The 23,922-nt window shown below is 61.7% G+C and carries 15 protein-coding genes; 12 read left to right on the top strand and 3 right to left on the bottom strand.

Features of this window, described 5'->3' with window-relative positions:
- Positions 1-93 precede the first annotated feature (93 nt).
- Positions 94-2,025 carry a hypothetical protein gene (locus ACFOTD_RS21425; RefSeq protein ID WP_378121973.1) on the bottom strand — a complete coding sequence of 644 codons (1,932 nt, stop codon included), beginning with the start codon at positions 2,023-2,025 and terminating at the stop codon, positions 94-96.
- A gap of 260 nt (positions 2,026-2,285) precedes the next feature.
- Here ACFOTD_RS21425 and ACFOTD_RS21420 point away from each other — a divergent pair, with 260 nt between their 5' ends.
- From ACFOTD_RS21420 to ACFOTD_RS21365, 12 genes are all read left to right on the top strand, one after another.
- Positions 2,286-3,296 (top strand): LacI family DNA-binding transcriptional regulator, encoded by a 1,011-nt coding sequence (locus tag ACFOTD_RS21420; RefSeq protein WP_378121972.1) that lies wholly within the window; start codon positions 2,286-2,288, stop codon positions 3,294-3,296.
- 1,196 nt (positions 3,297-4,492) lie between these two features.
- Complete coding sequence (locus ACFOTD_RS21415) at positions 4,493-5,410, top strand: hypothetical protein (RefSeq protein ID WP_378121971.1); 918 nt, start codon at positions 4,493-4,495, stop codon at positions 5,408-5,410.
- A complete protein-coding gene (locus ACFOTD_RS21410; protein ID WP_378121970.1) occupies positions 5,411-7,300 on the top strand; it encodes an EF-hand domain-containing protein in 1,890 nt (629 codons plus the stop codon).
- Positions 7,301-8,211: 911 nt separating this feature from the next.
- Entirely contained in the window at positions 8,212-10,914 is a 2,703-nt protein-coding gene (locus ACFOTD_RS21405; protein WP_378121969.1) for a glycoside hydrolase family 2 protein, read from the top strand.
- 46 nt (positions 10,915-10,960) lie between these two features.
- Entirely contained in the window at positions 10,961-13,195 is a 2,235-nt protein-coding gene (locus ACFOTD_RS21400; protein ID WP_378121968.1) for a hypothetical protein, read from the top strand.
- A 115-nt stretch (positions 13,196-13,310) separates the two neighbouring features.
- Positions 13,311-15,065 (top strand): sensor histidine kinase, encoded by a 1,755-nt coding sequence (locus ACFOTD_RS21395; protein ID WP_378121967.1) that lies wholly within the window; start codon positions 13,311-13,313, stop codon positions 15,063-15,065.
- The gene (locus tag ACFOTD_RS21390; RefSeq protein WP_378121966.1) at positions 15,058-16,110 is read left to right on the top strand and encodes a response regulator transcription factor; all 1,053 of its coding nucleotides are present in this window, start codon (positions 15,058-15,060) and stop codon (positions 16,108-16,110) included. Before ACFOTD_RS21395 ends, ACFOTD_RS21390 begins: the two co-directional genes overlap by 8 nt.
- 239 nt (positions 16,111-16,349) lie before the next feature.
- Positions 16,350-17,282, top strand: coding sequence for an ABC transporter permease (locus ACFOTD_RS21385; protein WP_378121965.1), 933 nt, complete (start codon positions 16,350-16,352; stop codon positions 17,280-17,282).
- Between the two features lie 25 nt (positions 17,283-17,307).
- Positions 17,308-18,189, top strand: coding sequence for a carbohydrate ABC transporter permease (locus ACFOTD_RS21380; RefSeq protein ID WP_378121964.1), 882 nt, complete (start codon positions 17,308-17,310; stop codon positions 18,187-18,189).
- A gap of 87 nt (positions 18,190-18,276) precedes the next feature.
- Positions 18,277-20,022: a hypothetical protein gene (locus ACFOTD_RS21375; protein WP_378121963.1), complete on the top strand. Its 1,746-nt coding sequence runs from the start codon at positions 18,277-18,279 to the stop codon at positions 20,020-20,022.
- Positions 20,023-20,028: 6 nt separating this feature from the next.
- Positions 20,029-20,940, top strand: coding sequence for an aldose epimerase family protein (locus ACFOTD_RS21370; protein WP_378121962.1), 912 nt, complete (start codon positions 20,029-20,031; stop codon positions 20,938-20,940).
- 97 nt (positions 20,941-21,037) lie between these two features.
- Positions 21,038-21,700, top strand: a complete 663-nt coding sequence (locus ACFOTD_RS21365) for an SGNH/GDSL hydrolase family protein (protein WP_378121961.1) — start codon at positions 21,038-21,040, stop codon at positions 21,698-21,700.
- A 69-nt stretch (positions 21,701-21,769) separates the two neighbouring features.
- Here ACFOTD_RS21365 and ACFOTD_RS21360 read toward each other — a convergent pair whose 3' ends face one another.
- Positions 21,770-22,903 carry a glycoside hydrolase family 88 protein gene (locus tag ACFOTD_RS21360; RefSeq protein ID WP_378121960.1) on the bottom strand — a complete coding sequence of 378 codons (1,134 nt, stop codon included), beginning with the start codon at positions 22,901-22,903 and terminating at the stop codon, positions 21,770-21,772.
- 107 nt (positions 22,904-23,010) lie between these two features.
- Positions 23,011-23,895 (bottom strand): helix-turn-helix transcriptional regulator, encoded by an 885-nt coding sequence (locus ACFOTD_RS21355; protein WP_378121959.1) that lies wholly within the window; start codon positions 23,893-23,895, stop codon positions 23,011-23,013.
- Positions 23,896-23,922 lie beyond the last annotated feature (27 nt).

Raw genomic sequence — 23,922 nt, 5'->3', positions numbered from 1 at the left:
GAATCAAAGTTGGCTGCCGCTCCAAAAAGATCGCCTCCCCCCGAACCTTTCCGGCCGGGCGAAGGCGATCTTCTTATTTTGCGACCCCGCCGCTTAATAATCGAACGAGAAGCTTGAAGAGAGGCCATACTGCGAGATGGCCTTTTTGATATGGATCATCGCCCACAGGCCTTCCGCGGACGATTCGCCGCCGGCTCCGCGGTTGACCGTCGGCACGCCGCCGTTGACGGTGATGCCGTCGAACACGGCCCCCTGGCCTTTATACGTCCCCGTGCCGGGAGCCCCGTCATACATATCCGCCAGCGCGTTGTTATTGCCGATGAACCAGGTCGCCACTCTTTTCGCATACTCGAGATACTGCGTCCGCTTGGCCGCCGCGTCCGACCGCCCCGACAAGTAATAAGCTTCGGCAAGCGCCTTAAGCCCGACGACAAGCGAGGAGTTCTGGTAGGCGAACTGCCCGGAATTCGTATGAAACTGCGCGTTCCAGCCGACGATCTGCGTGATCCGCTCCTTGGTGCGACTGAAGTTGTTGACGCCGTCGATATAGTGATAAGCTTCGAGGCCGTAGAAGTTGTCCGCCGAATAAGTAATGATATCCAGCAGGCCGTTCAGTTGCGCCGGCGTTTGGCCGATTGAGCGCTTCATCGCATACACGTTGGAGAGGGCGTAGATTTGGAGTTCGCCCCAAGCGTACCAATTGCCGGCGGTCGCGTCGTCGACGAAGATGCCGTTTCTCCAATCGGTCGTGTGAAGCTGCTTGGCGGTGATGCTGTTCAGAAGCACGTCGATCTGCGCGTAAAGAGTACTCTGTGACGGACGGTCGTCATAGGTCGCGGTCGTGTTGCTGTTGGCCGGAAGGACGGGCGTATAAGTGCCGTAATCCGTCGTGCCGTACAGCAGCCTGTAATAATCGGTGAAGGCGATAAGCAGGTTGCTGGCCATTTTCGAGTCGAAGCCCGACAAGTTGTAAGCGAGCACGTTGTTCATCATGCGCTGGATATGATTTTCGAGGAATTTGGCGAAAAAGAGCTGGTCGGCAGTCAGCGAACCGTTCGTGTATTTGAGCTTTTGCAGCATATGCAGCCCTTTGACCATCGCCCATAAATTACGCGCGTCGTCGAGCCCGATCTCGTGCGTGCTGGTGGTCCAGGTTTTCTTGATGCCGGTCTTGTAGCCGGTGACGCCGCCCGATGCGGTCGTATAGAGCGGACCGTCGTAGACGGGGGCGATATCGGCGCCTGTCGGATCTCGAAGGTCGTCCATGTAAATCGAGTATTTCGGATGCGAGATAAAGGGCGGGGCGGCGACAGGTTGGTTTGAGGCGTTCTTCAAAATATGGGAAGGGTCCGAGGCGGCGTCCATCCAGTCGCCGTTCGGCAGCGCGGACGGATACTGCGTGCGCTTGACGAACTCCGACCGGTACATAAAGTGCTTGTCGACGCCCTGCTGCACCGGGTCCCAGCCGAACAGCGCGGGCGCGTCCAGCCAGGCGAAATTGTATACCTTGCCGCTTAAAGTCGTCATATAGGCCGTAAACGTGAGCAGATCCCGCGCGCTTTGATAGGACGTCAGGTTGCCGTTCAGCAAGTAATCGTCGGCCAGCGCGATGGCCGCCCGGGCGGAATCGTCGACCGCGCTGGCGCCTTCCGCCATATCCTGCGTGTAGTTCCAGCCGTTCGCCAGCCAGTTGCCGTTTTTCTCCGTCGCATAGAGGACAAGGGACTTCATGGGCCAACCGTTGACGGCCGTATAACCACCGCTGCCGAGAACCGTGTCGTAATAGGCGCTGTCCGGCCAGGAGACGCCGTGCTGATTGGTACGCTGTCCGTTGCCCGAGCCGAGCGCATAGGAGAAGCCGGAGGCGGCCGAGTGCGAAGTGACCGCCTGCCAGTTGAGGTGCGCGAAGTTGACCGGAAAGTTGGCGAAGTCGACGGTTTTGGTGGCCGCATAAGCGGAAGGCGCGTAGCCGGCGAGCAGCGAACCGGTTATGGCGAGGGCGATCGCCTTGTTTAAGTGCTTCATGATCTTTTCCTCCTTTGGTTGCGCTTTCAATTTTTGGAGTCCGCAGCGTCTCAAGCTCGGGTAACGACATTCTCCTTTATTGTTTCTGAAAGAGTTACATCTTTGTTTTCGTAAAATATCATAAAGTTTGTTATGCGCGGCCGTCAAGCGCCTGTTTCTAGAACGCGATACTGCAAGTGGAAATGATAGGAATATCGCAGGTGTTTGTAAGTCTTTCATGATCGATGCTATAATGGATTTAAAACGGGAGCAACAAATCGATGAATATTTACGATATCGCAAAGGAAGCGGGCGTCTCCATCGCCACCGTATCCCGCGTTATGAATAAGCCGGAGGCCGTCAACGTCAAGACGCGCGATCGCGTGCTCCAGATCATGGACCGGCATGATTTCTCGCCCAAGCTCGGCGCTTCCGTTCAGCGGCCCAAGGAGCTGGCCTTTTTCACGTCGACGAGATCTCTTCCCGTGGAGAGCAGCATCATCACCGGCATCGGCGAGGTTGCGTTCGCCGAACGGATGAGCGTGAAGCTATGCGCCTTGGAGGATGTGCCGAAGAAAAAGGAAGATCTGCAGGCCTACTTTGCGGAGAAGGGGATCGGGGGCGCCATCTTTACGACCGTTCCCTATACGGAGGAGCATTTTGCGGAGCTGGCATCGGCCGTGCCGGCCGTACTCGTATTCAACCGGCTGCCATCCGCCAAGGTGCCGAGCATCCGCGCCGATCAGCGGAAGGGCGGATATGCCGCCATCCAGCACTTGGCCGCCATGGGACATGCCCATATCGCGATCGTCGACGAGTTCACGTCGCCGGATCATTACGAACGGCTTGCCGGGGCCAGGGAAGCCGCGGCCGATTGCGGGCTGCGGGACTTCGGCGAAGAGCATCTCATTCGCGTGCGGGATCTCGAAGACGCGGACCGATGCGCGCAGATCGATCACTACCTGTCCCGCTATCCGTCCACGACTGCGCTGTTCGTAGCGAACGATCATTTCGTGCCGACATTGTACAGACATTTTCGCATCAAAGGCGTGCGGATTCCCGAAGCGCTCTCGATCGTCGGCGCCGATGACGTGCCGGGCAGCGCCGACCTGTTCCCGCCGCTGACGACGATCCGGCAGCCCGTGAAGCAAATGAGCATGGCGGCCGCCCGATATCTGATCGATCGCATGCAAGGCGCCGTGCAGGCGACGGAGCTGCTTGACGAAGTGTACGACGTGCAACTGGTCGTCCGGGCTTCCACTCGAATGCTGGAGAGGGAAGCGCGCGATTAAGCGGGCTTTACACGACAAAGCGAATAGCTGCTGTAGATGGAGCCGGACCGCGAGGTCCGGCTTTTTTTGACGCGAGAAAAATAGTTGTCAGAAAGCAGTTAATCCGCCCACTGGGAAGGCGCTCGCCGCAAATTGTTGGTAAAAGGCAACTAATCTGGCCGCTGTACGTTTGCGGCAGCATTTTTCCGAAGAATAACTGCCTTTCGGCAACTATCGGGTGGATCACTCACAGTTTTGCACAAAATAACTGCTTTTTAACAACTATCGGTCGCCGACATCCGCTTGTCCCACCGGCCCCTCCGCCACCTGCCAACGTTCCCTGTCAATCGCCAACCGCCAACCGCCAACCGCAAATCGCCAATCTCAACCGTCAACCGCCACTTACCATCGCACTCCGCCACCGCACTCCGCCACCGCCATCGCACTCCGCCACCGCCATCGCACTCCGCCACCGCCATCGCACTCCGCCACCGCCATCGCACTCCGCCACCGCCATCGCACTCCGCCACCGCCATCGCACTCCGCCACCGCCATCGCACTCCGCCACCGCCATCGCACTCCGCCATCGCCATCACAGTCCGTCACCTGCCGTCCGTCAACCCTTCGGCATCAAACACTACCCATCACCCGCCGCAGCCGGCTGTTGGCCGCTGGAGAAAGCGAGTTAGTCGGACGGTACTGGACACGGAAGACGCTATTTCGTAAAAATCGATCCGATTGCGGACGTTTCGGACTGGAGAGACTTTATTGGCTCGGAGGATGGCGAAAAAGGCCGACAAACCCGTGAATAGTGGCCCCTGTGTCCGCGAGCGGGCAGCAAATGGGAGCGGCAGCAAGAATAAAGGATCCTCTGTCCGTTCCGCAGGTCCTTGCAGAATAGCGATTTTAAAGGATTGATGTGTAACGGTTGCTGGCTCTGGGGCGCGTGATCCGGGCAAATGGCGGTTGGGACTTGCGGTACGTTGGAGGATAACGGACTCGAGGTATGCGTAGTATGCTGACCAATCGGATCGGTTGACAGCGGCGAGAGAAAGAATCTATAATCAAAATGTAAGTAATTATGTAAGACTTACAGTAAATTAGTCAATCGACTCGCTTTGCTCACTGCCCACGCATCTGATTTCGTTTTCCGTTCCTGACTGTAAGCGGATTCATGTCTTGACTAAGCCATGCAACCAAACGAAGGAGGGTATTTTGTGCTGCGCAAATGGACGTCCGGAACGTTGGCCATCGCAATCGCGGCCGCATTGGCATTACCGTCGGGAGCCTGGGATGCTTCCCGCGCATCGGCGGCAGAGAAGTCCGTTGTCTACGACATGCCGAACGGAGGCTTCGAATCGCCGCTCGCAGGTACTTGGGACAGCGCTGGCGTCGCGGAGACGGAGCATTATCTCGCCATGGAGCCGGGCAGCGCCGTCTGGCAGGGCATTCCGGTGACGAACGACGGCAAGGGCCCATCGGCAGGCGATGTTGTCTACGGCGAGGTGGAAGTGACCTTGAGCGCCGACGCAAGCGACGATGCGAACGTCATGCTGCGGATTAACGACGGCGGACCGGCGCTCGCGGAGGTCAACGATCTCTCGGATGCCGCAAGAGGAGAAGCCGTCAAGCTGACGACGAAAACGATCAATGCCGGCGGCAAGATCGGTGCGGGCAAGCCTGTCATCTACGTGGAGCTGCACAACGATACAAAGGGCGAGATCGACGTCCATCGCGTCAAGCTGTGGGGCGTGAGGGAGGATGGCACGCGAGTGGCGTACCCGGTCGCCAATGCGGATTTCGCGACGCCGCTTGTCGATACCTCGGACTGGTCGAGCGGCGGCGCCGTCTCGCGCAAGTCGGCGCTGGTCATGCAGCCGGGCTCGGCCGTATGGAGAAGCCTCCCGGTCGGCAGCGGCGAGCGTCAGCCTCATGCCGGCGACAAGCCGGCCGTCTCGCTCAGGCTGATGCTTAGCCCGGACGCGAGGCTGACGTCCTCCGTGACGGCCCGCGTGAACGACGGCGCGAACACGCTGCTCGAGATCTCGGATCTGTCCGCCGTTAAGCGCGGCGCATGGAACGTCGTCCGCGACGAGTCGGGTCCGTCCGTCCCGGAAGGCGCGGCCCAGCTCTGAGTGGAGCTGCACAACGACAATACCGCGCCGATCCGCGTGACGGACGTCCAGGTGACGGCCATGCGGGATCACCGCAGCTACGATCTGGACGGCAGCGGCAGCGTGGACGCGGCGGACCTCGCCTTTCTGCAAGCCAAAATAAAACGCGGCTCTTTTATCGGGGATTTGGACTACGACGGGGACGGCCAACTGACGGGCAAGGACGCCTCCTTTTTTCGCAAATTCGCCTTGAAGGATCCGGCCGAGGTTTATGCCAACTTCGATCACGTCCGATTCATGAACGAGAAAATCGCGATAGACGGGATCCCGATGTTCATCTCGCATCTGTACGCGGAACCCGTCGATCGCAACGATCTCGGCAAAGGCTACAAATGGGTCGGCGATCCGCAGGAGGGGGTAGCCGCGCTCGACGACGTCGCCCGCGCCGTCCTCGTCTATGTCGAGCATTACAAGACGTACGGCGATGCTTACAGCTACGACATGATCAAGCGCGGACTGTCGTTCGCCATGTGGATGCAATCGCCGGAAGGCGACTTCGACAACTTCCTGGCCGAGGATGCCCAAGGGAAGCTTTATAAAAAGGACAGCCATTCTTCGTTCACCGGCTTCAGCTTCTGGGCGGTCCGCGCCTACGAGGCGATGGCGACGGCGCTGCCCGTGCTTGAAGCTAAGGACGCGGCATTCGCGGCGAAGGTGCGGACGCGGGCGGCGCTCTGTCTCGAGCGCGTCCGGCAGCTGGTGAAGCCGTTTTACGGCAAGTACAACACCGTTGACGGCAAAAAAGTGCCCGCATGGCTTCTGCAGAGCGACAACTGGCTGATCGCGGCCGCGATCTCGGCGCTGGCGCAGCATCAGGAGGCGTTGCCTGCCGGGGCGCAGAAGAACACTTCGCTAACGCTCATCCGGATGCTCGGCGAGGGCGTGGCGATGTCGCAGGAAGGCGACTTCAACACTTATCCGCTCTCCGCGTTCCTGCACAGCGACGGCAGCTGGTACGAATGGGGGAGCATCCAGGTAAAAGCGATGGCGATCGCCGGGCGGCTGAGCGGGAGAAGCGATTGGATTCAGGCGGCCGAGCAAGCGGCGGACAGCTTCCTGAGCGACCTGCTGATCTCGGGCAGAGCGTACCGGCTGGCGCCGAACAAGGCGTCTTATCCGCAGATTAATTACGGCACGGCAAGCTATGTAGAAAATCTGCTGGCGCTGTACCGGATCACGGGCAAAGACAAGTACGCCGAACTGGCCGGGATCGCCGCCGCCTGGTGGACCGGCGATACGCGCGACGGCGTCGCCATGTTCGACCAAGAGACAGGCGCGGCGTTCGACGGCGTCACCGACGGCGGCGTGAATACGAACAGCGGCGCCGAGTCGGTCGACGAAGCGCTGCGGGCGATTCTGCGAATCAAGCGGGTGCCGGCCGCAGCGCGCCTGATGACGGCAACGAAGGTGGAGGGCCGCGGCGTTCAGACGCTCGAGGCCGAGCAGCTCTACCGGCAGGGCGCGGGAGACGACGAGGAGATCGCGGTGGCGGACCTCGGCTTGAACGATCCTGCCCGGGCGCTCCGCAAGCAAAGCAGCATACCGAGCACGGACGAAGCCGCCGTTTACGCGGATGCGACGTCCTCCGATGCAGAAGCGGAAGTATACCCCGGCTGGTTCGGCAAGCGGGCGATCTTCGTGGAGGCGACGGGCCACAACAACGTGCGGATCTACGGCGACGGCTTTTGTACCGCGATGTGCCGATCGGCGGTCCGGACGGATTGCAGCCGGGAGACTCCGTCAAGCTGGATTTTGCGGCGCTGCTGCAGTTCGATACCGATCTTGCGGCGGAGGTGCTGGCGGTCGACGCCCAAGGCCATACGACGCTGCTCGCCGACGACAGCGCGATGACGTACGCCAGCCGGATGTGGTATTCGGGACAATCGTCGGTCAAAACGACGCCAAAAGCGCAAATACCGGAAGGGACGGCCAAGCTGCGCATCCGATTTTCCAATCGGTCGACGAATCCGCTGCCTCACGAAGGCTATGCGACGGTCACGCTGACCAAGCTCTATCGAATGAGCGTGCCGGAAATCCGGTACGGCAGCATGGGGCTGTCGCAGGGCAGCTACGTTCGGATGACGGCAGGCGCGAGCCGCAGCTTCGCCGTCGAGGTGCCGGCGACGGGCGAATACGACGTCTACGCGAGCGTCATTCAGCGCGCGCCGGGCAAGGCCGCGACAATGTCGGCTGCTTTTAACGGATCTGCTCCTATGAAGACGAAGCTGGCCGGAACGGACGGCCGGATCGCCGTTCTACGGCTTGGTTCCGCGAGTCTGACGCAAGGGGCGGGCACGCTTGTCCTGGGAAGCGCCGGCGCCGATGCGGAGCTGGATGCCGTATACCTGTATCCCGTCGAAACCTATGCCACGTATCGCGCCTTGGACGGCAGCCTGCACACGATTGTCCGCGACAGCCGCAGCCGCAGTCTGATCGCCGGCACGCCGGGGACGGTCGCGGCGCGAGACCGCGTCGTCGTCTCGTCGGTCGAGGTCGAAGGCGCGGGCCGGATTGTTCGGGTGGAAGGAACGGTCAAGACGGCCGGCGGCAAGGCTGCAAGCAAAGCCGACGTTCGCGTCACGATCGGCGGCATCGCCCAGGAGGAGCGGGTACGCGCAGATGCGAACGGCCGCTTCAAGGCTGTGCTCCATCTGACGAAGGGCTGGCAGGCGGGCATGTACCGGGTGGAAGCCTCGACGGCGACGGGGGCCGGTACCGAGCGGATCGCGCTGGCGGGCGATAAGAAGAAGGGATGAGGAAAGATGGCAAGTGATGCAGGCATTGCGGACGGCGTCAATCTGAGCGAAAGGGATAAGCGGGCCCCGGCGCCTGTCGCAGGCGTCGCCTTGGGGGCGGACTGCGGGATGGCCCCCGAAGCTGCCTTGGAGCTGTGTCTGAACGGCGCGGATTGGCGGCTGACGGGCTGGTACCCGAACCAATGGCAGCCGCGGCTGTCCATGGAGCTCGGCGTTTCCATCCTGCCCGCCGTGGCGGAGCTTTCGGCCTCGGTGCCGGGCTCCGTGCAGACGGATCTGCTCGCAGCCGGACGCATGGCGAATCCGTTCGTCGGCCTGGACAGTCTGCACGGCGAGTGGGTGACGCAGCGGGAATGGATTTATTCGAAGACGGTACAAATTCCGGACGGCTGGGAACGGGATCGCTGCGAGCTCGTGTTCGAAGGGCTGGATTATGCAGGCACCGTGTTCTGGAACGGACGGAAGGCGGCGGACTTCGAGGGGACGTTCCTGCCGGTTGTCGTCGACGTTACGGGCAGCCTGGCGCCGGACGGCGCGAATCTGCTGCAGGTGATGTTCCGGCGGCCGCCGGAGCTGGACGGCCAGGTCGGCTACTCGTCGCGGATCCGTCACCTGAAGGCGCGCTTCGGCTACGGGTGGGACTGGATCCCGCGGATGGTCGCCGTCGGCATCTGGCGGAGCGTACGGCTTCGCACCTACGAAGGCGCGGCCGTCCGGGACTTCTACCCGGAGGCCGTGCCTGCGGAAGAGGCCGGGCAGGGCGCGGTGAGCTTCCGAACGGAGCTCGAGGTTATGCGGCCCGGCGCGTACGATTGCCTGTACGCGCTCGAGGACGCGGAGGGCCGCACGATCTGGCAAGCGCGCCGGCAAGAGACGCTGCGGGCCGGTCCCGCGCGGCTGGCGCTTGCGGCCATAGTGTCCGGCATCGGCCTGTGGTGGCCTGCCGGCATGGGCGCGCAGCCGCTCTACCGGGCGCGCGTCGAACTGCGCGACTGCGAAGGTCGCATCATGGACGCGGCGGCCAGGACGATCGGCTTCCGCCGCATCGAGTGGCGGGCGAATCCGGGATCGCCGGCTGACGCGCTGCCTTACACGGCCGTCGTCAACGGCATTCCCGTTTTTCTCCGCGGCGTGAACTGGGTGCCTGTTTCTCCCTATTACGGCGCAGTGACGGAGGCGGACTACCGGACCCAGCTCGACCCGCTCGCAGACATGAACGTCAACGTGCTGCGCGTATGGGGCGGGGGCCTGATCGAAACGCCCGCGTTCTACGATTATTGCGATCGCCGGGGCTTGCTCGTCTGGCAGGAACTGCTCCAATCGTCCAGCGCGCTCGACAACTGCCCGCCCGACGATCCGCAGCTGCTTGAGATGCTGTCGGCCGTCACGGCGGCCGCCGTGCGCGAGAAGCGGGCGCATCCGAGCCTGCTGATCTGGTGCGGGGGCAACGAATTGATGTGGGAAGGCTTCCGTCCGGTCGACGAGCGTCACGCGAACATCGCCATGCTGGCCGGACTGATCCGCGAGCTCGATCCGGGCCGGCGGTTTCTGCCGGCCAGCGCGTCGGGGCCGACGTTTTGCGCGGATGCGAAGGATTTCGGACGCGGCGTCCATCACGACGTGCACGGCCCGTGGCTCTATGCCGGGAGTCCCGGACACTACGCCTTTTTCAACGGGGACGACGCGCTCTTCCGTTCGGAGACCGGTACGCCGGGCGCATCCCGTCCCGGTCTGCTCCGGGGACTGCGCGGCACATGCGACGTGTGGCCGCCGACCGCGGACAATCCGTACTGGACGCATCGCGGCAGCTGGTGGGTGCCGTGGGATGCCGTCAGCGAATCGTTCGGGCCATGGCGCCGCGACGAGGACGAATTGGACGAATTCGCGCGCTGCAGCCGATTTTTGCAAAAGGAGTCGCTTCGGTATTCGGCCGAAGCTACGCGCAGGCGCGCGCCGCAAGCGTCCGGGTTCCTCGTGTGGATGGGCAACGAGCCGTTTCCGAATAACGCGAACACGTCGGTTCTGGAGTACGACGGCATGCCGAAGCCCGCTTATTACGCGTTGAAAAAAGCGTTCGCGCCGCTGCATGTATCGGCTCGCTACGACCAGGCGCGCTACCTGTCGGGCGAGAAGTTCCGGGCGGACATTTATCTTCACGCCGAATATGACGAAGCTTTGCATCCGGCAGCCGGTGCCGTCGTCCGCGCGACCGTCTTAACCCTCGAAGGCGCAACGATCGCAGAGCGGGAATATGCGGCCTTCCCGCTGCCGTCGGGGTCCGCGGAGCTCGGGGCGATCGCATTGAGCGTGCCCGAGCTGGCGGAGCGGGTCTTCCTGCTGCGGCTTGAAGCCGCGGCTGCGGACGGCCGGACGCTCGCTGAGACGACGTATGTGTACGCGACGACGGATAGCAGCTTCGCCTGGGAAGCGCTGCGTTCGCTTCCCGAGGCGGGAGCCGTGACGGTCATGCCCGCCCCCGCTGGGGACCGCGAAGTTCTGGTATACAACGAATCAACCGTCGCCGCGGTCGAGCTGTGGCTTACGGCAGAGGACGATGACGGTAGCCTGGTTCGTTTCACTGACAACGGACTGACGCTGCTGCCCGGCGAATGCCGGACGGTCGGCTGGTCCGGAGGGAGCGGCAGGCTGTCTTCGCTTCGCGCGGAGGGTTTTAATGCAAGAACCGAATACCGCGGGGACCGTTCATAAAAACAAAGCCGCACGACGGCGAAGGAAAACGAGAGGGGAAACCATGTTGAACGACATTCAAACGGTCCGTCAGGACTACGAGCTGGCAAGCGGCGGACAAACGAAGCTGATCTGGCAATACGATGAGGCGATCGGCGGCTATGGTTACACGCTGATGGCTACGGAGGGCGAAGCGGTCAAGGCAATGACGCCTGCAAGGCAGCCGCTCGTGCGGGGAGCGCGGTTCAATCTGTTTCCGGCGCGAATCGAGCGGCGTTCGCCGCGCGCGCTGGCTTTCGAAGGCGCCGTATTCGAAGACGGACGCCTGCTGTACGAGTGGACCGGAACGGCCGAATCCGATCCGGCGACCGGTTGGGTACGGATTGAGATCGCGCTGCAGGGCGAAGGCAAAGTGGCCATTGGCAGCGGCCCGCTCGAACCGGAGATCGCCGTCAATCTCGGCGAATTGCCGCCTTACGAGCGCGGCGACCATGTTTGGTTCAAGACGAACATCGACAATCCGACCAAGTGGAACGACGAAGCGAGGGGCAACGATTTTCCGGCCTGCTATTATTACGATTCGTACAAAAAGTTCGGCGTCATGCTTTTCTTCGATATGTCCGCCATGGGGTGGATGGCGGAGGCGGGCATCGAGCGCTTCCTGCATTACAGGTGCGGCTTGCGCAGAACCTACGGCTACGGTCCGGGCGAGCTGGCGGTCGGCCTGATCGGAGATCGCGCGTTCTCGGCCGACATTCCGGTGGCGGGCACGCGATTCTCCTACGGCATCCGCTGCTTCTCGCTGGACGCGCCGCCGACCGAGCAGAGCGCCGTGGTCGATCTGGTGGAAGCTTGCCTCCATTTCGTCCCGAAGGAGACGACTTCGCCGCCCAATCGCGCAAGCTGGCGCGAGTTCGGCTTGAAGTGCGCGGCGGATCTGCTGGATACGAACGCCTGCTGGAGCAACAATGGCAGCTGCGACATGCTGATTCCTTACGTCAACGGCGTATCGCCGGCGTGGGAGGAGTCGTTCAAGGCGAAGGGGCTGACGATCGACTTCCGCAACCAGCCCGGACTCGACGCGGCGCTGATGATGATCCATCCGCTCACGGAGCTCGCGGAAGCGGATCCGGCATCCGAATATACGCTTCTGCGGGATAAAGTCTGGCAATATATCGGCCACGCCGGAGGCGAGTTTCTCGGCGAACAGCCGCGGATCTGGGGAACCTGGCAGTACGTTTACCTGCTGCACGAATGGTGGCGGGCGGCCTGGTTCAGAGAGGACGAGGCGACTTGCGCGCGCATCGAGGAGGCGGTGAATCGGGTCGTCATTCCGCTGGCCCGGAAGACGGGTTATCTGTTCCCGCTGTCGTTCCGCGCGCCGGAGCTTCGCAAGCACGGCAACGGCGACAACTACCCGGTGGCGGGGGCTTACGCATACTTCATGCTGCTGCTGTACAAGGCGAGGAACGATGCGGAATATCTGGCGGAAGCCGAGCGCTCGCTGCAGGTGCTGCTGCAGCTGCCGGTGAACAGCCTGCACCAGGAGTCGTTCCTGCTGTCGATGGCCGTGCAGGCGGCGGACGGCCTGGAGAGAGAGACCGGGGACGCGTCCTACGGGGAGGCTTACCGTTATCTGCTCGCGCAAAACCTCCGCATGATGTATTGGTACGACGATCCTTCTTTTGCCGATTACCGGATCTGGGGCATGTTCCAGGCTTGCACGCCGATGCTGTATCCCGCGTTTTTCGAAAATATCGAATGCACCGCCCGGATCGCGGCGACGCTGAAGGACCGGGACGCTTCGCAAGGGCTGCTGCTGACATTTAACCAGGCGAGGACCAACAACTTCTATTGCTTCCCGCGCTGCCTGCCCGACAAATTCCGGCTGTCTGAGCTCGAATACATCCCGCTGGAAAACCTGGGGACGCTCGAGGACGACAAGACCGGCTATGCGGGCCAGGAAATCTACGGCGCCGGGCAGACATTCCGGGCGGCGATGCTGTGGGATCAATGGCTGTCTTGCGACGAGCCGGACATCTACGTCATGAACCTGGACGGCTACGAGCTGGTGCGCCGTTCCGACGTCCGCGAAGCGCGGTCTTTCCTGGTCGCGAACCTCGGGAATACGGAAAGGATTGGCGCGTTGGAGACGGGTTCGCCTTCCGCCGGCACCGTCATCGAGGTGCTGCGCGGGGCGGCCGCCGCGGAGGAGCGCTTGCTGCCTGACGCCGCAGGCCGCGTTGCCGTGCGGCTCGCGCCAAGCGAGCGGGTGACGGTCCGGGTGAAGGCTGTCGGGTAACGGCCGTCGACGATCGCTCGAGAGCGGATGCCTGATTCAACGGGACGGATGACTCGGCACGGCGAACTGTTCTATACTGTAGGAACTTAAGCCGTAGACGGGAAGGAGCAGCGCCATGAGCCGTGCCGTTGGTTCGAGCCTCGGGCGCGCGATCCGTCTGGACACGCTGCGGGGCCGGCTCAGCATTTTGCTGATCGTCGTGACCATTACGCCGATCGTGCTGATTGGATTCACTTCTTATTATTGGATGTATAAGGGCCAGAGCGAGAAAATCGTCGCGAGCTATCAATCCATGGTCGACGGACAGCGGGCCGCCATCGAGAAGGCCGCCGCCAATCTGGGCAGCGTATCGCAGCTGCTTGTTGTGGACGGCGGCCTTGGCGACGATATTATCGCCTATCTGACGGCCGGGGACCCGGTGGAGAAGACGGCGCTGTTCCGCAGCATCGACAAGTCGCTTATCAATATCGCTTACTCGAATCTGATCGTGAACGGACTGTTCTTTTTCATGCCCGACTATCCGAGCGCTTACCAGTTCGAATCGGCGCCGATCAAGCCCGACCTGCCCGACACGCTGCTGCGGCCGCGGCCGGAGGACGTGCTGTACCGGGCGAACCAGCTGATGTTTCTCGGACCGCATCCGTCGGCGCTGGCGGGGCACGACGAGCCCGTCATCTCGCTGACACGGCTCGTCGAATACGGCGCGGACCGCTCTTATTACATGTATCTCGAAGCCGAATTCGGCGAGCTGCTGCGGCCGGCGGGAACGGAGACGAAGGACGTCCTGCTTAACGTGCTGACGCAAGCGGACGGTACCGTGATGTACAGCGACTGGCCGGAGGGGGCCGACGTCGGGGGACGTCTGGATCCGCGAAGCGAAGGCTTGAAGGCGTTCAAGCGCTTCGAGTCGGTCGGCGACGGGAGCTGGAAGCTGTACTCGCTCATTGAGCTCGACGACTTCCGCAGGGAGCTGCGCCAGTGGCAGCGGCAATTTCTGCTCGTAGCCGCGTTATCCATTTTGGTGACCATATTGGCGGCTTCTTATATATGGCGCATGGTGTATCATCCGATTCAGCGCATCAACCGCGCGATCAGGCGCTTCAGCGACGATCCGTCGGGAAAAACGGCGATCTCGACGAAGCTGCTGGAGTTCGATATGCTGTTCGCCAGCTTCCAGTCGATGCGGGAGCGGATCATCGATCTCATCTCGGAGGTCGAGCGCAAGGAGAAGCGCAGGAGCGAGCTCGAGGTCGAGAAGCTGATGAGCCAGATCAATCCGCATTTTCTGCACAATTCGCTCAACACGATCCAGTGGCTCGCCAAGGCGAACGGCCAGGACGAGATCTACAACCTCGTCAAGGTGTTCACGCGCGTGCTGCATTACAACCTGGGCAAGGGCAGCATGGTCGTGACCATCCGCGACGAGATCGTCGCCCTCCGCGATTATATCGAGCTGCAGAACGTCCGGTACGATCACCGGTTCAACGTCTCGATCGATTGCGATCCCCGGCTGGGCGAGATGCCGATCCCGCGGTTCGTGCTCCAGCCGCTCGTCGAGAATTCGCTGTACCACGGACTGCTGAGCGAGCAGGGCGATATCCGCGTGACGATCCGGGAGCAAAGCGGCGAGCGCTTGGCGATTACCGTCGCCGACGACGGCAAAGGCATGAGTCCGTCGCGGATGGAGGAGCTGTTCGAGGGCGGCGGACGCGGACAGGGTCTCGGGATCGGCCTTCAATACGTCAAAAAAATGCTGGACGTGCATTATGGCGGCGCGGCGCGGCTTGAAATCGACAGCAAGCCGGACAAGGGTACGCGCATCCGGATCCTGGTGCCTGTCCGGCCGGAAGGAGGCATCCTCGATGATTAAGGTGCTGATGGTGGAGGACGAGCCGCTCGTTCGCCGCGGCATCGCGAGCATGATGCCGTTCGAGCGGTTCGGCATGACGCTCGTCGGAGAAGCCTCGAGCGGCGAAGAGGCGTTGGAAGCGCTGAAGCGGGTGCAGGCCGACGTGCTGCTGGCCGATATCTCGATGCCGGGCATGAGCGGGCTCGAGCTGCTCGCCATCGTAAGGGAGCGCTATCCGCGCATGCTGCCCGTCATGCTGACCTGCCACCAGGACTTCCATTACCTGCAACAGGCGATGAGACTCGGAGCGGTCGATTATATGGTCAAAACGCAGCTCGACGACGATTCGGTCCAGGAGCTGCTGGGGCGCGTGGCGAGGCGGCTGCAGGAACAGCAAGGCGAGCCTTCAGTCGGCGCTGCCGGAACCGGGCTAGGGGAGGACGCCGCCGGCGCATGGGAGACCTTGAGCTGGCTGGTGGACGATCATAGGTACAGCCAGATGCTTGACGACGCGGCGCGCGCTTTGCCTGCGGCCGTCTGGCGAGGCAAGCTCGAGGAATCGCTTGATCTATGGCTGGACAAATGCCCGTCCCTGGAGCAGGCGCGACCTGCAGCGGGATGGCCGGCCGGAAGCTCGGCATCCGAGCTTGCCGAGGAAGCGGAATCGTTCCGGAAGGCCGCCCGCCGGCTGCTTCGGGGCACCATGTACTCGGAAGAGGTGATCCGGTCCGTCATCCGGGCGGTGGACCTGCTGCACGAGCGGCCGGGCGAGCGGCCGAGCCAGGCGGACGTGTGCAAGGCAGTGACGATGAGCGTCGGCTATTTCAGCAGATGCTTCAAGGAAATCGTCGGCCATTCCTACGTTGCCGCAGCGCAGCGCATGTCCATTCGCGAGGCGGAGCAGCAGCTGCGCAACACGAACGAGCCGGTGTACCGGATCGCGGAGCTGTCGGGCTTCGAGGACGAAAAGTATTTCGGCAAAATCTTCAGGCTCAAGACCGGTCTTACGCCGGGCGAATACCGCCTCCGCAGCCGGAATGAAACCAAGGCGCAGAAAGACGAATAGCAATTCGAGCCGTCCAAGGCGATCCGGTTCCCTCCATTACCACCCGGTACGGACCCGGTGCCATCCAGTCCCAACTCGGTGCCATCCGGCCATTTACGGCGAATCTTATCGCCTAAATGGCCGGTTTTTTTGCTATTTGCGGCGCAGAAGCGCAAAAAAACCTTCCCATTGCAGCAAACCGCTCCGTCCCGGGCTCCCTTTGAAAGGGGTTACAATAAAGTGCGAAAGGGGGCGGGCAGATGAGCCGCATAACGAACAAACATAGAGGCATCCGGGAAATCGTTCATAATCGTTCCCTTTACCTGCTGGCCGTTCCGGCCGTCCTGTTCAGCGTCGTATTCTCGTATTTGCCCATGGCGGGCGTTGCGATCGCGTTCCAGGATTTTAATCCGCTCGCGGGCTTGTTCGGCAGCGAGTGGGTCGGCCTCGACAACTTCCGGTTTTTCTTCCGGGGCAGCGATTGGCTGATCATTACGTTTCACACGGTGTTCTTCAACCTGATGTTCATTATCACCGGCACCGCGCTGGCGCTGGCGCTTGCCGTCATGCTGACCGAGCTCGGGCGCAATGCGGTCGTTCGAACCGTACAGTCCGTCATGATCCTGCCGAATTTTATCTCGTGGCCCATCATCGGGCTGTTCTCCGTCACCTTCTTCACGGCGGATACCGGCGCGATCAATCAGTTCCTGCATGCGGCGGGACTTGCGCCTATCGATTTCTACACGCAGCCCGGCGTATGGCCGCCGATTCTGGTGCTCGTCAATCTATGGAAAACGGCGGGCTTCGGCGCGATCGTCTACATGGCGGCGATCGTCGGCATCGACAGGGAGTTGTACGAGGCGGCGCGGATCGACGGCGCTACCCGCTTCCAGTGCATCTTCCGCATTACGCTGCCGCTGCTGAAGAGCACGATCGTCATGCTGTTCCTGCTCAGTCTGGGCAACATTTTCGGCGGCAACCTGGAGATGATCTACTCCCTCGTCGGCGACAACTCGTTCCTCTTCGGAAGTACGGACACGATCGACACCTACGTGTTCAGGGCGCTGAGGACGTCGGGCTCGCTGGGCATGACGCAGGCCATCGCGCTGTACCAATCCGTGGTCGGCTTCCTGCTCGTCGTCACGGCCAACAAGATCGCAGCCAAGCTCGATCGCGAATCCGCCCTATTCTAAACAGCAAGGAGGCGACACGGCCGCAATGCAAAATTCCCGCAACGACAAATGGCTGGCGGTGCTATTCTATGCCTTTACGATTGTTTTCGCCGCCCTATGCCTGTATCCGTTCCTGCTCGTCATCGCCAGCTCCTTTACGGAGGAAGCGACGCTGCTGCGCAACGGATACCGGCTCCTGCCCGAGGCCTTCTCGCTTAGCGCTTACAAAGCGATTTTCAGCACGAATACGATACCGGACGCCTATCTCGTCACCATTTTCATCACGGTCGCCGGCACGGCGCTCAGTCTTCTGGTCACCAGCCTTGCCGCGTATTCGCTGTCCGGCAGCCGGCTCCGTTACGCGCCGCAGCTCTCCCTGTTTTTCTACTTTACGATGCTGTTCAGCGGCGGCATGGTGTCCAGCTACATCCTGACGACGCGGTATCTGCACCTGCAGGATACGATCTGGGTTTACATTCTTCCTGCCGTGCTGTCGCCTTGGAACCTGTTTTTGATGCGAAATTTTTTCAACGATATTCCGAAGGAGCTGTTCGAATCCGTGAAGCTGGACGGCGCGGGGGAGCTGCGGATCTTGCGCTCCATCGTGCTCCCGCTGTCGCTGCCGGCGCTGGCCACGATCGGACTGTTCTATGCGCTGGCTTACTGGTCCTCTTGGGCGCCAGCCATGCTGTATATCGAAAATCCGAAGCTGTATTCGCTGCAATATATCATCATGCAGATTATCCGCAACATCGATATGGCGCAAAATATCGCCGTATCCGGCACGCCGTCTACAGTCCAGGCGGTTCCGGCCTACACGGTCCGACTGGCGACCGCGATGGTAACTGTTGGGCCCATCATATTCCTCTATCCATTCCTGCAGCGGTATTTCGTCGGGGGACTGAAGGTCGGCGCTATTAAAGGCTGAGCGCGGCCGCAAGGCCGGTTGACATAGCTTCAGCAAGGCAATTCGATGCGGCTTAGACGGAATCATTCATAACCGGGAGGGTTAAACATGAAGAGAAGCGTAAAAGGAAAGCTGGCGCCGATGCTTGCATCCGCGCTGGCGCTGAGTCTGCTGGCGGCGTGCAGCAACGGCGGAAACGGCGGCAATGCCGCCAGCGGAACCGCCGCGAGCGGGACCGATAGCAAAGCAAGCGCGTCCGGCAGCGCGGCGGCGACACAGACGGCAGGCGCTGCCGGAGAAAAGACGGCGACGCCGGAGCCGCTGACGCTCAACGTTATGCTGTGGGGCGACAAGCCGAAGCAGTTCGACGAGGTGGTCGCCGAGTTCGAGCGCCGGACGAAGGACACGCTGAACCTGAAGCTGAAGGTTACGTTCACGCCGCAGGCGGACTACGTCAACAAGCTGAAGCTGAAGCTGGCGGCGGGCGAGCAGGTCGATATCGCGTTCGACGCGCCTTGGATGAATATGAACGCGTTTATCGCCAAGGACAACTATACGAATCTCGACGGCTATTTCAACAATGACCAATATCCGGGACTTAAGCAGGCTTTCGGCAGCGGCTACCTGGACAACAACAAGTTCACCGGCGCCGACGGTCAGCTGCATACTTACGGCGTGCCGCTGGGGCAATATCTGAGCGATATGGCGGTCATCTACTACCGCAAGGACCTGGCCGCCAAATACGGGATGAGCGACATCAAGTCCTACGAGGATCTGACGGCCTACTTCGATCAAGTGCTGGCGAACGACAAAAACATGATTCCGTTCGTCATTCGCAACGACGGAAACTACGGCGCGACGGCCGCGATCGACTTCAACAAGGACTTGCCCGTGAAGTATGAGGCGGGACTGTGGGACTTGAACCTGGCGCCGAACGTCGTCGCGACGCTCCAACTGGACGGCAAGACGGTCAAGGGCATCAAGCTGACGGGCGATAAAGCGGACAGCTCCGCGGCATTTCCCGCGCCCTTCAATCAGCCGGACTATACGACGTATCAGACCATCCGCGAATGGCATGACAAAGGGTATATCGAAAAGGAGCCGATCGTCCGCAAGGATGCGCGCGGCACGTTCACGGCCGGCAAGGCGGCTTCGATGATGGAAGGCGTGGCCAACCTGGACGCCGTCAACGCGCAGCTCAAAGCAGGCGTTCCGTCGTCGGAGCTCGGCATGTTCGTCGTGCAGAAAACCGTGCGCGACATGGTTCAGCCGAACCCTACGCTGATCTCGGATTTCCGCGTCTGGAACTTCCTCTGTATTCCGAAAACGTCGGCCAACGCCGATCGCGCCATGGCGTTCATCAACTGGATTTTCGAAAACCAGGACAACCACGACCTGTTCGAGCTCGGCATTAAAGGCAAGCATTGGGAGCCCGTCGGCGACGATAAATTCAAGTACCCCGACGGCATCGATACACTGCAAAATTACACGTTCCCGGGCTACATGCTGACCTGGAATCCGAACTATATCCGGCTGTCGGCCAATGTCCCTGACGATCTGGTCGCGTACTACCGGTACGTCGCCGACGAGAAGTCCTACGTCCGTTCTGCGCTTGCGGGCTTCGCCTTTAACCAGGAGCCTGTGAAGAACCAATTGGCCAACCCGGACTTCGCCAAGATTTCCACGGAAACGCTGGCCTACCAGCTCGGGATGGTCGAGACGCCTGCGGACGGCCTGCAGAAGCTGCAAGCCAAATGGGAAGGCAACAAAGCGCTGCAAAGCGATATCGCGGCGATCAAGGCGGAGCTGAAGAAGCAGGTCGAGGCGTTCCTCGCGCAGCAGAGCGGGACGTAACGCGGCGTGAGAGCGGACGATCGCAACTTCGGCTGCCGGATCAAGCGCGATCTCGTCTACAAGGGCTATGAAGCCGTCGTTATGGAAAACGAGGCGTTCCGCCTGACCGTGCTGCCCGGCAAGGGCACGGACCTGATCGAATTGCTGCATAAGCCGACGGATACCGACTTCGCGTGGTTTACGCGGCTAGGGCTTCGCCCGAAGGAGGCGGCCTTCAGCGATTTTCAGAGCCAATACGAGGGAGGATGGCAGGAGATCCTCCCCAATCTCGGCGGCCGCCACGTGCACCGGGGCGCGGAGATGCCCGCATACGGGGAAGCGGCGTTGTCGTCCTGGCGCTACGAAATTGCGGAAGACGGCCCGATGCGCATCCGCGTCGTCTTCCGGCTGGAGCTGCGGTCGCTGCCGCTGGCGATCGAGAAAAGCATCGAGATGATGAGCGGCGAAGCCGGCTTTCGCCTGGAAGAGCGGCTGACGAACGTTTCGCCGGCCGTCATCCATGCCGATTGGGGTCATCACATTACGTTCGGCGAGCCTTTCCTCGTTCCGGGCACGCTCATTTCGTTGCCGGACGGGGATGTCTCTGATGCCTCTTATGAGCTGCCTGCAAAGGGGAGTCCGGGAGGGTTCGGCGTGCTTCCGGCCGGGGCTGGCCGCTACGCGCTGAGGCGGCCGGACGGCATCGGCGCCGAGGTGAGCTGGGATGCCGCAGTATGGCCGTATCTCTGGTTTTGGCGGGACCATGGCGGCGAGGCAAGCCCGCCCTATTTCGGTAGCCACTACAACGTGGGGCTGGAGATGTTCTCCTCGCCGCCCGCGGCAACGCTGGAGGACAGTATCGCTGCCGGGACGGCCGTACGGCTGGAGCCGTACGGTACGGTTAACGCGAGTTTGGCGTTTCGGGTATTGCTTCCTTGATCATTTGCTCTCTTGGTCATTTACTTCCCTCGACCCTTCGGTCAGGCAGCAAGCTTTCTCTCATTGACGGTACGGACAACGAAACGGAGTGGGGCGCATGAGCGGCGGAAAGGGCAGGACGGTTTTGTTTCAGGGAGATTCCATTACGGACGGCAGCTGGAGGCGCGACGGCAACGACCCGAATGCGGCGCTCGGCCACAGCTATGCGTACTTGATCGCGGCGCAGCTCGGCTGCGAGCATGCGGATAGCGGTCATCGGTTTGTCAATCGGGGCGTGAGCGGCAACCGCGTGTCCGATTTGTATGCGAGGTGGAATGAGGATGCGCTTTATTTAAGGCCCGACTTGATCAGCATTCTGATCGGGGTCAACGACGCCTGGCGGATCATGGCGGGCGAGCCAAGCGGGGCGACGGACCGGTTCGAGCGGGCGTACCGCCACCTGTTGGAGGAAACGAGAGAAGTACTGCCCGACGCCGGGCTGGTGCTTTGCGAACCTTTTATTCTGAAAGGCGGCGCCACCGAGGAGAATTGGGACGCGTGGCGGACCCGAATCGACGATTACCGTGTGATCGTCCGGCAGCTGGCGCGGGAGTTCCAAGCGCAGTTTGTTCCGCTTCAAGAACCGTTCGACCGGGCGGCTGCGCGCACCAAAGCTTCGGATTGGATCTTCGACGGCGTTCACCCGACGGCGGCGGGCAACCGTTTGATCGCGAACGAGTGGCTTGACGTCGTTCAACGCGGCATTTGGGCGATTCGTTAAAACGCAAGAAGCCGGCAGGATCTCCTTGATCCTGCCGGCTTTTTTATGCTCTTTGTCGTTGCCGGGAGCTTAGCGTCCCCGCTCGTACCAGTACCCGGTCACGCCGCGCTCGAGGCGCAGAAGCGCCTCCAGGTAATAATAGTCGCCCCAGATCGTGTAGTCGTCGGGCGAAATGCCGCCGCGCACATGATAGGAGCCGCGGCGGATGAAGCCTTCGGCTTCGCCGTCGTCGCGTTCGGCGTAGCCGTCGCGCAGCGCGGAGACAGTCGCCTTCGCCGCGTCGATGAAGCGCTGGCGCTCGGGATCGCTCTCGTCGAGCTGGCTCGCAATCTCCAGCAGGCCGCATGCCGTGATGGCGGAGGCGGAGCTGTCGCGGTACGAGGACGGCACCTGCGGCACCTCGAAGTCCCAGTAGACGACGCCGTCCTCCGGCACGCGGGCGAGGAAGTGCCGGGCCATGCGCTTTGCCGTCTCCAGCAGATCGGCATTGCCGAGATAACGGCTGTTCAGCGCGAAGCCGTAGATGCCCCAGGCCTGGCCGCGCGTCCACGTGCTGCCGTCCGTGTCGCCCTGGTGCGTGCCGCCGCGGATGGCGTTTCCGTTTTCCGGATCGAAGTAAAACGTATGATAGCTCGAATCGTCGCCGCGTACGAGGAAGCGGCGGCTCTTCAGCGCGTGCGCCTCGGCGACGCGGCGGTATTCCGGATCGCCCGTCTGTTCGCCTGCCCAGAGCAGGAGCGGCAGATTCAACAGGCAGTCGATAATGATGCGGCCGCCGTTTTCCGGATCGCCCTTCGGTCCCCAGGCCTGGATGATGCCGGCATCCGCGCGCCAGCGGCGCATGAGCACGTCTGCAGCTTCCAGAGCCAATTGACGGGCGGACTCGTCCTTTTCCACGATCCATTGGGCCTTGGCCGACAGCGAGTAGAGGAAGCCGATATCGTGGTGATCCAGATTGCCGAACTGCGCCAGCCGGTTGCGGAAGCTCCCGACCGTCAGGACGGCGCCTTCGCGGTATTGCTCGTCTCCCGTATATTCGTAGCAGAGCCACAAAATGCCGGACCAGAAGCCGTCGGTCCAGTCGGTGTTGTCGTTAAGCACGTACTTGTTGGAGCCGTCGCTGACATGGGGGAATCGGTCCCCGAACCGTTCGAGGTTGCGGGCGGTGATGCCGAGCGCGTCGTCTATCGCTTGCTGCCACATATCGTATTGCCTCCCTGATCCGAAGTTCTTTTCACCCCCATTATATAGAGGAGTCCTTCGGGCGGGTTGCGGGAGTATATGGCTAAGTTGCGGTCGGCGGTCCAAAGTCAGGGGGCGGCGGAGAAGCCCTGCTGCACGGTCCGGCGGAACGTCTCGGGACTCATTCCCTTGCTTTTCTTGAACAGCTGGCAAAAGTGGGAGGCGCCGAAGCCCCCGACCTGCTCCGCGATCGAACGGATCGAATCCGAGGTCGAGCTGAGCAGCCTGCATGCCTCGCGGATCCGGCGGGCCGTGATGTAGTCCCGCAGGCTGCTGCCCGTGTGCTCCTTGAACAGGTGCGACAGGTAATACGGCGACAGATGCAGCTCGCCCGAGAGCGACTGAAGATCGAACGGTCGCGCATATCTCGCTTCGATCCAGTCCATGATCCGATCGATATGAAGAGAGCGTCCTTCGGCTTCGGGCGAAACGTCGCGGCTGCCTTCCGGGAACGCCCGATGCCGCAGCTCGTGGAGCAGCGAGACGAGGAACAGGGAACGCTCCTCCTCTTTGTCCGGACCGGACGCGCCGTAGAGCTCGTGGAAGTCTCGTAGCAGGGCGGGCAGACGCTCCGACGTCCCCAGATCGCAGAAGGAGCGGGACAGCAGGCCGCGCTTCAGCATCAGAAACCAGCGGGCAAGCCCTGGGTAGGGCGCCAGATAAGGCTCGACGATCCGGGGATCGAACTTCACGAGCGACCGGATATAAGGCGCGCCGGGTACGGACGGTACCTCGACCTTGTGGAGCTGGTAGGGCAAAAAAAGCAGCAGCGTGCCGGCGCGGATCGGGTAGCGGGCGTCCTCGGTCATCGCTTCTCCGAGTCCCTGGTGGACGTACAGCAGCTCGATGCCTTGATGGGCGTGATAGGCCAGCCAGTCCCGATCGCCCGTCGTCTGCCGATAAGAAGAAAAAAAAGCGTCCGGTCCCAGGTTCAACGTCATAATTCGATTCAAACGGCCCATCCCCCCGCCTGTGCATTC

The organism is Cohnella sp. GCM10012308 (assembly GCF_042649185.1).
Taxonomy (GTDB): domain Bacteria; phylum Bacillota; class Bacilli; order Paenibacillales; family Paenibacillaceae; genus Cohnella.
Note: the sequence above shows the minus strand (reverse complement) of the source record. Positions and strands in the feature narration are given on the sequence as shown.